Annotated in this window: 7 protein-coding genes and 1 pseudogene; 6 read left to right on the plus strand and 2 right to left on the minus strand. The window is 68.5% G+C overall.

The window, feature by feature from the left end; all coding sequences use genetic code 11:
- Positions 1-1,393: 1,393 nt before the first annotated feature.
- The 3 genes from ltrA (at position 1,394) to ABCR94_RS33195 (ending at position 4,540) form a co-directional block, all read left to right on the plus strand.
- Positions 1,394-3,154 (plus strand): group II intron reverse transcriptase/maturase, encoded by a 1,761-nt coding sequence (ltrA, locus tag ABCR94_RS33185; RefSeq protein ID WP_347124351.1) that lies wholly within the window; start codon positions 1,394-1,396, stop codon positions 3,152-3,154.
- Between the two features lie 123 nt (positions 3,155-3,277).
- A complete protein-coding gene (locus tag ABCR94_RS33190; RefSeq protein ID WP_347124569.1) occupies positions 3,278-3,871 on the plus strand; it encodes a tyrosine-type recombinase/integrase in 594 nt (197 codons plus the stop codon).
- A 90-nt stretch (positions 3,872-3,961) separates the two neighbouring features.
- On the plus strand, positions 3,962-4,540 hold the full coding sequence (locus tag ABCR94_RS33195; RefSeq protein ID WP_347124571.1) for a dienelactone hydrolase family protein: 579 nt from the start codon (positions 3,962-3,964) through the stop codon (positions 4,538-4,540).
- A 459-nt stretch (positions 4,541-4,999) separates the two neighbouring features.
- Here ABCR94_RS33195 and ABCR94_RS39295 read toward each other — a convergent pair.
- Both ABCR94_RS39295 and ABCR94_RS33205 read right to left on the minus strand, forming a co-directional pair.
- Positions 5,000-5,905, minus strand: a pseudogene (locus tag ABCR94_RS39295) (integrase); the annotation flags it as partial.
- Between the two features lie 111 nt (positions 5,906-6,016).
- Positions 6,017-6,634: a TnsA-like heteromeric transposase endonuclease subunit gene (locus ABCR94_RS33205; RefSeq protein WP_347124575.1), complete on the minus strand. Its 618-nt coding sequence runs from the start codon at positions 6,632-6,634 to the stop codon at positions 6,017-6,019.
- Between the two features lie 285 nt (positions 6,635-6,919).
- Between ABCR94_RS33205 and ABCR94_RS33210 the strand changes: the two genes are divergently transcribed.
- The 3 genes from ABCR94_RS33210 (at position 6,920) to ABCR94_RS33220 (ending at position 12,017) form a co-directional block, all read left to right on the plus strand.
- Positions 6,920-9,130, plus strand: a complete 2,211-nt coding sequence (locus tag ABCR94_RS33210) for an acyl-CoA dehydrogenase family protein (protein WP_347124576.1) — start codon at positions 6,920-6,922, stop codon at positions 9,128-9,130.
- Positions 9,131-9,173: 43 nt separating this feature from the next.
- Positions 9,174-10,364 (plus strand): lipid-transfer protein, encoded by a 1,191-nt coding sequence (locus tag ABCR94_RS33215; RefSeq protein ID WP_347124578.1) that lies wholly within the window; start codon positions 9,174-9,176, stop codon positions 10,362-10,364.
- A gap of 222 nt (positions 10,365-10,586) precedes the next feature.
- Positions 10,587-12,017 carry an MFS transporter gene (locus ABCR94_RS33220; RefSeq protein WP_521978396.1) on the plus strand — a complete coding sequence of 477 codons (1,431 nt, stop codon included), beginning with the start codon at positions 10,587-10,589 and terminating at the stop codon, positions 12,015-12,017.
- Positions 12,018-12,037 lie beyond the last annotated feature (20 nt).

Consider the following 12,037-nt stretch of genomic DNA (forward strand, 5'->3'; position numbering starts at 1 on the left):
TAAATGCCCAGCCTGGTACACGCGAACGTGCACAGGGCGAACGAATTCTCCAGGCCATCGGCGACGAGAGGGGGATGATCGGCTCATCACCCGTCGGCGTGAAGAATCTGACGGGCCGCGACACGGAAATCAGCCAGCGCCCTGGCTAATTCCCTATGGACATCGTGAAGAGTTCTCCCTTCCGCCGGACTGGTTGAGTCACGAGCGACGGCGGTCACTTCCCAGGCCAGGGCGACGACGGGGCGGAGGGCATCGGCTACGGATTCAGGGCCTTCCAGCCCCACAACCTGTGCCGCCTGGAGTAGGTCTGATCGCGCTTGCAATGACGCGAGCAGTACCTCGCTGCGCTGGTCCTCAGTGAGGTTGTCCCGCAGTCTTCCCGTGTTCCAGGACATGTTGCGCCCAGCTGTTACGGCACCGATGTAGGCGCTCCGGCGTGCTTCGCGCCGCCACTGCTCATCCGCGGTGGCTGCGTGGAAGCGGGACTGCCATCGGATAGCCCATGCGGTTGCCAAGGCTGTGAGGGCAGCACCTGCTGCACCGATGCCGGCACCGAGTACTGCTGCTGTCCCCTGGTCCATGCAGGATTGCTTTCCTCCGCGGCGGGCACTTACACGGCTTTCCCTGAACGCCCATGGCCAGTAGGAGCCGCCATGCACGTTCTGCTGTACGCGACTGTGCACATTCAGGCGTACGCCGACACCAACTGAAGCGCTCGGTGTGCGACACGAGGTCGCACCAGGTAAGTAAGGACAGTCGTATGAAGGGAAGTTGAGGAGGCTGGACTTCGGGCCAGTGTCCAGGGCCCGTCCCCGCGCTCCCATGCGTCGCTGGTAACGGCGGGGTGTGAAGCGGAGCGTTCAAGCCCGAGAGCGTCCCGGCCATCGGGGTGCAACAGGTGAGGGGAAGGCTGGACGGGCGAACGAAAGTGAACCCTCGATGATGCCTCGTGATTTTAAGACCGCGTCGATGGCGTGTTGGCGGCGGTCACAGGACCCGGTGCTGGAAGGCACCAAGCGACCTCCGGGTAACTGAGCTCGGAGGGAGGACACCGCTGGTTCCGGGGTAGAGGGGGCGCCCACCCCCAGCCGCGTCTTACTGGTGCGGAACGTGGAAACCCCGACGGGGTCCAAGCCACCCGGCTTGGTAGGCCAACCGTAAGGAAGGCTGAACTCCCCGGTGGGAGAAGGAAGATCCAAGAAGCGAAGGCCGGCGGGCCGAAAGGCCAGAGGAAACCGGGAGATCGGGACCTTCACCCGCTCTCGTATAACTCGCCGGATACGGGCCCTGGTGGCCCGGCCCGAAAGGGCGCCCACGTGGATCAGGTGAGCCTTTGAAGTCACCACTGCAAGGAAGCCGGAACCGAGGGACAAGTTAGACACCGGAGGCGAACATGAAGATCACGACACCTGTCGTGACGTTCTCGCCTGCGGTGAACGGACCCGAGGACGATTTACTCGACTGGCACGGCATCGACTGGGCCACCTGCGAGGAGAACGTACGGCGGCTGAGGCAGAGGATCTTCAAGGCGACGCAGGACGGGGACCTGAAGAAGGTCCGCAACTTGCAGAAGCTCATGCTGCGAAGCCGCAGCAACACGTTGATCAGCGTGAAGCGGGTGACGCAGCAGAGCAGTGGTCGCATGACCGCTGGCATCGACGGGGAACGGGCCCTCACGCCGAAGGCGAGAGGCACCTTGGCTGCCGAGATCCATCGGTCGTCGAAGCCCTGGAAGGCCAGGCCGGTCAAGCGAGTGTTCATCCCGAAGAGCAACGGGAAACAGCGACCGCTCGGCATCCCGGTCATCCGTGACCGGGTCCTCCAGGCCCGCGTGAAGAACGCGCTGGAACCCGAGTGGGAAGCGCGGTTCGAGCCGAGGTCTTACGGCTTCCGGCCCGGCCGCAGCTGCCAGGACGCGATATCCGCGATCTTCTGGACGGTGAAGGGCAAGAACCCGAAGCGTCTGTGGGTCCTGGACGCGGACCTGTCGGCGGCGTTCGACCGCATCGACCACACCCACCTCATGACCATGCTCGGCCAGTTCCCCGCCAGGGATCTGATCGTGGGATGGCTGAAGGCGGGCGTGATCGACCGCGGCCGGTTTGCACCGACCGAGGAGGGGACTCCTCAAGGCGGTGTGATCAGCCCGCTGTTGCTGAACGTTGCTCTGCACGGACTGGAACAGGCCGCAGGGTGCCAATACACGGTGCGGGCCGGGCGTGAGCCCGGCGCGATGCCGGGCACTCCGGTGCTGGTGAGGTATGCCGATGACTTCGTCGTGCTCTGTCACGACGAAGAACAGGTGCACCAGGTCAGGGCCCGGCTGGAGGACTGGCTGGAGCCGAGGGGGCTTCGCTTCAACGAGGAGAAGACCCAGGTCGTCCACCTCGATAAGGGATTCGACTTCCTCGGTTTCACCGTCCGCCGCACGGGCGGAAAGCTGATCATCAAGCCGAGCACAGCAGCCTGCGCGAGGCTCCGGGCGCGACTACGAACCGAGGTGAAGACCCTGCACGGGTCCAATGCCGAGGCCGTGTTGCGCAGGCTGATCCCGATCGTTCGCGGTTGGGCGGCCTACTACCGGGCGGTGGCATCCACGACGACGTTCTCGTCGCTGGATCACTACATGTGGCGGCTGACCTTCAAATGGGCCAGACGGCGTCACCGCAACAAGTCGAGTCACTGGGTCGTGGACCGGTACTTCGGCAGGTTCCACCCGTCCCGGCGAGACCGGTGGGTGTTCGGCGACCGCAACAGCGGCGCCTTCCTCATCAAGTTCGCCTGGACCGGCATCGTCCGCCACCAGCTCGTCAAGGGCGGAGCGTCCCCGGACGACCCCGCTCTGACCGAGTACTGGCGGAACCGCCGCCGCAGGAAAGCGCCACCGCCGATGGACAAGACGAGTCTTCTCCTGGCGGTCCGGCAGCAGGGGCTCTGTCCTCTCTGCAAGCAGGCGCTGATCGCCGGAGCCGAGTACGAACCGGACAGTCCACGCGAGTGGATCAACTGGTTCGCGGCCTCGAAGAAGATGCTCCACAAGCATCACTTCACCTACCGGCGAGACGGCGGCACGGACGAGCGGACCAACCTTCGCCTCGTGCACTCCGAATGCCACCGCCAGCATCACGCTGGCGACAGCGAAAGGACCACATAACCCTGCTGACCTGCGAAACCCATGGGGCTTGCTTGAGCCGGATGCGGTGAAAGTCGCACGTCCGGTTCTGAGGGGGCCGGGTCACGGCAACGTGATCCGGCTACCCGACCACAGAACTGCTGTGTGGCTTCCCAGTCGGCCCTGAACCGGTCGGTGACACGGAAAGCCAAGTGGGTCCCCCACCAGGCCCGCCACAGTCTGGCAACCAGCCTGCTGCGGGCCGGGGCAAGCCTGACGCACGTCCGCCGCTACCTCGGCCACGTCGCCGCCGTCGCCCGTCGCGCCGACGTCTCACGCACCTTCCTCTATGACAACGCCGAGGCCAGAACCGCGGTCGCTACCGCGATGGTCGAGGTCGGCGAACGCCGGACCCAGTTGCTCGCTGATCAGGACGATGAGCGCGAGGCGACCTGGCGCGAACGTGCCCTGAACGCCGAAGAGGCCCTCAAAGCAGCTCACGGCGAGATCCTCGCCCAGCGGACCCGTATCGGCGAACTCCTCGGCCAGGTGCGGGACTTGCAGGCCGAGTGGACCGAGGAGGCCATCCAGCGGATCACCACCGAGAACACCACCCTCAAGCAGCGAGTCCGCCAGCTCACCACCGACAACCGTACCCTCGACGAGCGCCTCAAGGCCGCACGCTCCAACCTCCGCTTCCAAGACCGGCGCGTCGCCGACCTCGAAGCCCGCCTCACCGATCCGGCTTCAACGATCTGACCCCGTCCGGCTACGACCCGCAGATGTCAGTGGTGCGGGCCATACTCGTGCTGCGGCGCCGCCCGGGTGCCGCAGCACGAGGGGAGCGACATGGCTGAGGTGCTGGTTTTCCACCACGGGCACGGGCTGACCGTCGGCGTCCGTCAGTTCGCCGAGCAGCTGCGACGGGCCGGACACACCGTCCACGTCCCGGACCTGTTCGAGGGGCAGGTATTCGACAGCCTCGGGGAGGGCATGGGTTACGCCGAGGACGCCGGGTTCGGCACGGTCATCGCGCGCGGAACCGCCGCCGCCGAGGGGCTGCCTGCGGAACTCGTCTACCTCGGGTTCTCGCTCGGCGTCCTGCCGGCGCAGAAGCTGGCCCAGACCCGCCCCGGCGCAAAGGGTGCGCTGCTGCTGGAGGCATGCGTCCCGGTCGCGGAGTTCGGCGGCGCCTGGCCCCACGATGTCCCGGTCCAGGTCCACGGCATGGACGCGGATCCGTTCTTCGCCAGGGAGGGCGATGTGGACGCAGCCCGGGCGCTCGTCGCGACGGCGGCGGATGCCGAACTGTTCCTCTACCCCGGCGACAGGCACCTGTTCACCGACAGCAGCCTGCCGTCGCACGACGAACACGCCGCAACGCAGGCTACCGATCGAGTGCTGGACTTCCTCGACCGCATCAAATAGCCCGGCATTTCGGCGAGGACTACCAAGGCCAAAGGCAGCCCGCTCCAACCTCCACTTCCAGACTGGCGTGTCGCCGACCTCGAAGCCCGCGTCCCCGACCCGGGAACAGCGACGTGATCCTGCCTCGCTGACCACCTCACGGCCCGTCCACCGTCCCGGTGGACGGGCTGGCCCATGAGACCACCCGGACGAGCTACAACAACGACCCCAACACGCCGTCACGGACATGTAGTCTATGAATCGTCGCAGTTCAGAGCAGGTATCCGAGCTCCTGCGGTTGGTAAAGCCGTCGAGAAGCCACTCGTCCAGCAAGTCTTGGAGTTCGGGAATCGTCCAGGCCGCGTGCGCCTCCACCCGATCGCCCCGGCGAGAGACGTTCGGGCCGGTATAAGCGGCGACGTGCTGGCAGAACAAGGTGTTGATCGCGGAGAAAGTCGCCTCCACGATGGCCTTGTCCGTAGGGGTGCGTGGACGTGCTCTTTGGACTGAGACCCCGAGTCGGTTGCAGGCACGAATGAAGGTTTCCGAGATGAATACCTTCCCGCCATCGATGACGACAGTGTCCGGCACGATCACCGGTTTCGCGGCGGCCTGTTCCATCCGCGCATCCGCGTCTAGCAAGCGCCGGTGCGGCATCCGAGAAGCCGCCATCCGAAGCGACTTCGACCAGCCCGGACGCATCGGTTCCGGCACCAGCATCCGGGCCAGCAGCAGCGAGGCGTCCACCGCCTTCGTGCCCATCGGCCGCAGCACGGCGGCGCAGATCGTGCGGGTGGAAACGTCGACAGCGATCGTCAGATCCGCGCGGGCGGTCAGTCCGGAATCGAGCACCACCATCACGTCCAGCGGGGTGGAGTCGATCTGTACCTGTTCCCCAGGTCTGGCCGCGAACGTCGGTGTGAACGGCCCCTCGGGCCGGTTGGCTGTCTGGCGCCGGGTGACGGCGGAGCCGAAGGTGTGTCGGCCGGTGGAAAGCGCGTCGACGAGCCGGTAGAAGGTGTTCTTGCTCGGCAGTGGCACGACTCCGACCCCGTGGGTGGCCTCAACCATTTTGATCACGCGGCGGATCAGCCGCGAGCGGGTTCCGGTGGAGGTTTCAGTCTCCGCGTCGATGGCTTCCCGGATCGCCGCGACCAGTCGGGCATCGGTCCGACTCGTCACCTCGGAAATCCGCACCGTGCGCTGGTCGACCAGACCCCACACCCCTTGCTGGGAGTAGCGCGATCGCTTGCCTTGAACGGTTCGCAGACTCACGCCCAACTCGGTTGCCTTCGTCATCACCCGATCCGCCACCGAGCGGACCACTGGGTCGTACTCGGGCGGCGGGATTGTGCCTGGCTCGGCGCCGGGCGGCAGCCGCCCCATCCTGCGAGCGCAGTCGTACCGACGTTCCCGACAGGGCCACCACCTGGTGATCACTGTCGTCGTAGGTCACCCAGTCGCCAGGCCGCAGCACCGAGGCGTTCTCACGGGCCATCACGCTATTCCCGGTGAGACCAGTGACATGGCATGCAGCGGGACCGACACATCCACCACCAGATCGTGGAGCCAAAGGAGATGGAACAACACCGGCAGCACCGCGATCGGATCACCGACAAGCAGAGCTCCGTCCAACAACGGACACGGTTCGCTGAACACCGCTCGCAGTTGGGCAGCCACCGGGTCCACCCGGTGCCGAGGGTGCCGATAGCCCGCGAGCCATCGCACATTCCCCAGCACGATCTCGTCCGGGGCACCAACCAGTCGGAACTCCCACCCTGCCCGATCACAGGCCACCTGCGTCGCCTCGAACTTCGCCCAGTCCCGAGGCTGGCGCCGGTCCGCAGGACGGCAGTCGATCACGATTGCCGTGGCGTCATCCCGCCGCGCGAAGTAGTCCGGCGCGTGCGAGATGACCTTGCCCTTTTCCGACTTCCAGAAGAGCCAGAACGGCTGCGCGGACACTCCGACCACCGACGGGTCGAAGTCCAGCAGCATCAAGTGATCACGCTCAAGCCACGACTCGTACCCGATGTGCCCGCCGGCCGTAGATGACCACCACAATCCCGGCAGATTCCGCTGGCCCTTGTACGAGTTGAAGGCGCGTACCGGCACGTGGTCGCCGGAATTCCGACCCGTCCGGGTCGATGTACCCGACCTCGAAGTTCCCCACCGAAGGTTCTGTTGCTCCGCCATACAACGCATCTAACGACCGAATCACGACGAGCTAACGTTGCCCATCGATGCAAGGTCACGCTGACCAATGCAAGATCTTGTGCAAAGTAGAGCCGACCTATGCAAGATCCACTGGTACAGGACAACCGGCAGTCCGCCCCCGGTTACCAGCAGCTTTACCATCTGACCTTCCGTCAGAATGGAACGTGTTCTAGTGTGCGCGCCATGGGTATCGGAATCACGCGTGAGCAACGCGAGTTGGCCGAGGCGGTGCGTGGCTGGGTCGCGCGGACCGTACCTCCGCAGGACGTGCGCAAACTTCTCGACGCGGAGCCGGGGCAGCCCGGCAGACCCGCCTACTGGGACGGGCTGGCCGAGCTCGGGCTGCTCGGGCTGCATCTGCCCGAGGAGTACGGCGGCGGGGGCGGCGGGCTGCTCGACCTCGCCGTCGTCCTTGAGGAGACCGGGCGGGCCGCCCTGCCGGGGCCCTTCCTGCCGAGCGTCCTCGCCTCCGCCGTACTGCACCGGGCCGGGCTGCGGGAACTGGCCGCCGGGCTCGCGGGCGGTGAGCGGATCGGAGCCGTGGCGCTCGGCCCCGGCACCCTCACCGCCGTGGCCGTGGAGGGCGGCGGGCATGTGCTCGACGGGACCGCGCCCCCGGTGCTCGGGGCGGCGCAGGCCGACCTGATCGTGCTGGCCGCCGACGCGGCGCACGGCCCGGTCTGGCTCGCGGTGGACGCCTCGGCGCTCGCGGTGCGCACACAGGAGAGCGCGGACCCGACCCGGCCGACGGCCGAAGTGGTGGCGCGGGGCGTGGAGGTGCCCGCGGGCCGGGAGCTCGGCGTCGACACGGCGCTCGTGCGGGATCTGGCGGCGCTGCTGTACGCGGCGGAGGCGTGCGGGACGGCGGGCTGGGCGCTGCACACGGCCGTCGAGTACGCGAAGGTGCGTGAGCAGTTCGGGCGCCCCATCGGGCAGTTCCAGGGCATCAAGCACCTCTGTGCCGACATGCTCGTACGCGTCGAGCAGGCGCGCGCCCTGGTGTGGGACGCGGCGCGGGCGGCCGACGAGGACGCGGGGACGGGTGTGGGCACGCCGGTTCCGGATCTTGCTGCGGCTGCGGAGGTTCGTACGCTCACTGCCGCGCTCGCCGTGTCCACCGCCGTCGACGCCGCCTTCAGCTGTGCCAAGGACTGCGTGCAGATCCTCGGCGGCATCGGCTTCACCTGGGAACACGACGCCCACCTGTATCTGCGCAGGGCGCTCGTCGCCCGGCAGCTCCTCGGCGCGGGCGACGCGCACCGGCTGCGCGCCGTACGGCTCGCGGCGGGCGGCGTGCGCCGGGAGCTCAGGCTGGAGCTGCCGCGCTCGGCGGACGCGTACCGGGACCAGGCGCGCGAGGCGATCGCGGGGGCGCGCGGGCTCGACCCGGGCGCCGCCCGCCGCGCGCTCGCGCCCACCGGGTACGCCGCCCCGCACCTGCCCGAGCCGTACGGTCTTGGCGCCGGGCCCGTGCAACAGCTCGCCGTACAGCGGGAAATGCGCGATGCGGGCGTGAAGGTGAGCGACCTGGGGATCGGCACCTGGGTGGTGCCCTCGCTCCTTGCGTACGGGACCCCTGAGCAGCAGGAGCGTTACTTGGCGCCGACGCTGCGCGGCGAAGTGCTCTGGTGCCAGCTGTTCTCGGAGCCGGAGGCCGGATCGGACCTGGCGTCGCTGCGGACGAGGGCGCAGCGGACGGACGACGGCTGGCGGATCAACGGCCAGAAGGTGTGGACGAGCGCCGCCCAGTGGGCCGACTACGGGATTCTGCTGGCCCGTACGAACCCGGACGCACCCAAGCACAAGGGGCTCACCTACTTCGTCCTCGACATGAAGGCCACCGACGGCATCGACATCCGCCCGCTCAAGGAGATCACCGGCGACTCGCTCTTCAACGAGGTCTACTTCGACGACGTACTGCTGCCGGCCGACGCCGTGGTGGGGCAGGTGGACGACGGCTGGAAGGTCGCCCGTAACACCCTCGGCAACGAACGCGTCCACATGGCCGACCAGATGACCTTCGACACCGGGCTCGAAGCGCTGATCGAACGGTCGGCGGAACTGGACGGCGCGTACCGGGCGCGCATCGGGGCGCTCGCGGCCGAGGCGCACGCCCTCGCCTGCATCGGGCTGCGCACGACCATCCAGCAGGTCTTCGGGCTCGAACCGGGCGCGGGCGCCAGCGTCCGCAAGCTCGTCCAGACCCCGCACCAGCAGAAGGTCGCCGAGCTGGCCCTCGAACTGCTCGGTCCCGGGGGCGCGGTGCGTGAGGGGGCGGGGGAGCGCGCCGTGCACGGCTTCCTGATGTCGCGCTGCCTGACCATCGCGGGCGGCACCACCCAGGTTCAGCTCAATGTTGTCGCCGAGCGGATCCTCGGCCTGCCGCGCGACTGAAGCGCGACTGAAGCGCGACTGAAATTGAAGGGGAGACCAGCTGATGAAGGCATACATCGTCGGTGTCGGGATGACGAAGTTCGAGAAGCCCGAGAGCCGCGACTGGCAGTACTGGGACATGGCCAAGGAAGCCGGGACCAAGGCGCTGGCCGATGCGGGGATTTCGTACGACCAGGTGCAGCAGGTGCCCGTCGGGTACTGCTTCCAGGCCTCCACCGCCGGCCAGCGCGCGGCGTATGAACTCGGCCTGACCGGTGTCCCCGTCTACAACGTCAACAACAACTGCGCGACCGGATCCACGGCGCTGATGATGGCCAGGCAGTTCGTCGAGGGCGGCATCAGCGACTGCGTTCTCGCGCTCGGCTTCGAGAAGATGAAGCGGGGCGCGCTCGGCGGGGGCACGGACGGCGGAGACTTCGCGACCTCTCCGGTGGCGCGCCACTACGGCGTCATGGCCGCGAAGCACGGCTTCGAGATGACCCCGCCCACCGCGCAGATCTTCGGCAACGCCGCCCGCGAGCACATGGAGCGGTACGGCACGACCGAGGCGCAGCTCGCCGCGGTCGGCGCCAAGAACCACCGGCACTCCGTCAACAATCCGTACGCCCAGTTCCAGGACCCGTACACCGTCGACGAGATCCTTGCCGCGAAGACCATCCACCGGCCGCTCACCAAGCTCCAGTGCTCCCCGACCTCCGACGGGTCGGCGGCGGCGGTTGTCGTCTCCGAACGCTTTGTCGTCCAGCACGGTCTGCACGACAAGGCCGTCGAGATCGCCGCGCAGTCCATGACGACGGACACCGAGGAGAGCTTCGCCTCGGGCTCGTGCATCAATGTGGTCGGCAAGCCGATGTCGCGGGCGGCGGCGCGGCAGGTGTACGAGATCTCCGGTCTTGGCATCGAGGACGTCGACGTCGTCGAGCTGCACGACTGTTTCTCCGTCAATGAGCTGCTGACGTACGAGGCGCTGGGCATGTGCGCGGACGGCGAGTCCGGGAAGCTCGTGGAGAGCGGGGCGACGACGTACGGGGGGCGCTGGGTCGTCAATCCGTCGGGCGGGCTGATCTCCAAGGGGCACCCGCTGGGCGCGACGGGCCTCGCGCAGGCGGCGGAGCTGACGTGGCAGTTGCGGGGGGAGGCGGGGGCGCGGCAGGTGGCGGGGGCGCGGGTCGGGCTCGCGCACAACATCGGGCTGGGGGGCGCGGCGGTGGTGACGGTGTTGCGGCGGGGGTGAGGGGGGTGGGGTGCGGGTGGGGGTTGCCTGCGGGGGGAGATTGAGGACACGCCCGCAGGGCGTCCCGGGGTCCGGGGCTCGCCCCCGTTTCGCGAAGGGGCGGGGTGGGGAGCAAGCCCGCCGCAGGCGCCCACCCCTCATTCCCGCCCCGCGGCCTAGGTCTTGCGGCCCGCATCCCCTGCTTCGAAATACGCATGTACGGGGCAATCGAATGCTGCGACCATGACGCCCATGGTCCAAGCCCCGTCCGAAACCGTCATACCTCCCACCCGCCCCACCACCCGCACCTGGCTCGTCGTTCTCGCCGCCTGCGCCGGACAGTTCCTCGTGGTCCTCGACGTCTCCGTGGTGAATGTCGCGCTGCCGTCGATGCGGTCCGACCTCGGGCTCAGCGCCGCCGGCCTGCAATGGGTGGTCAACGCGTACGCGATCGCCTTCGCCGGCTTCATGCTGCTCGGCGGGCGCGCCGCGGATCTCTTCGGCCGTAAGCGGACCTTCCTGGTCGGGCTCGGGCTGTTCACCGCGGCCTCGCTCGCGGGCGGACTCGCGCAGCAGGAGTGGCATCTGCTGGCCGCCCGCGCGGTGCAGGGGCTGGGCGCGGCCGTTCTGGCGCCCGCCACGCTCACCATCCTCACCTCGGCCGTCCCCGAGGGCGCGGCCCGTGCGCGGGCCATCGGGACCTGGTCGGCGGTGGGCGCGGGCGGCGGGGCCGCGGGCGGGCTTGTCGGCGGCGTACTCACGGACGGCCTGTCCTGGCGCTGGGTGCTGCTGATCAACGTACCGATCGGCGCGCTGGTGCTCGCCGGGGCCGCCGTGTGGATCGTCGAGAGCCACGCCAAGGACGGCCGGCGGCTCGACCTGCCCGGCGCGCTGCTGGTCACGGCCGGTCTCGCGACCCTCACTTACGGGATCGTGCAGACCGAGGCGGAGGGCTGGGGGGCGGCGGCCACGCTGGTGCCGCTCGTCGCGGGTCTGCTGCTGCTCGGCCTCTTCGTGGCCGTGGAGGCGCGGACGAAGGCGCCGCTGATGCCGCTCAAGTTCTTCCGCCTCCGGGCAGTGTCGGCGGCGAACGCGGCGATGTTCGTGAACGGCTCCGCGATGTTCTCGATGTGGTTCTTCATGACGCTGTACGCCCAGAACGTGCTGGGCTACACCCCGCTCGGCGCCGGGCTTGCCCTCATCCCCAGCTCCCTGAGTGTGGTCATCGGCGCGAAGCTCGCCCCGCGCCTGATGGCCAGGACCGGCGCGCGCCAGGTCGCGATCACCGGCACCCTGGTGGCGGCCGTGGGCATGGCGTGGCAGTCCACGATGGGCGCCGACGGTTCGTATGCGAGCGCCATCCTCGGCCCCGGCATCCTGATGATGGTGGGCGCAGGGCTCGCCGCGACCCCGCTGGCCTCGCTCGCCACCTCGGCCGGAGCGCCGGGTGACGCCGGGCTCCTGTCGGGCCTGATCAACACCTCGCGCACGATGGGCGGCGCCCTGGGTCTGGCCGTGCTCTCGACGATCGCGGCGTCCAGGACCGGCGGCGCGGTGACCCCGGAGGCGCTGACGGCCGGTTACGCGCTGGCGTTCCGGGCGGGAGCGGCGGCGCTGCTCGCCGGGGCGGTGCTGATGCTGATCTGGCTGCCGCGGCGCAAGAGCGCGGCGTAGAGGCGGCCTTTCAATAGCCG

This window comes from Streptomyces changchenzhani, from assembly GCF_039766235.1.
Lineage (GTDB): Bacteria > Actinomycetota > Actinomycetes > Streptomycetales > Streptomycetaceae > Streptomyces.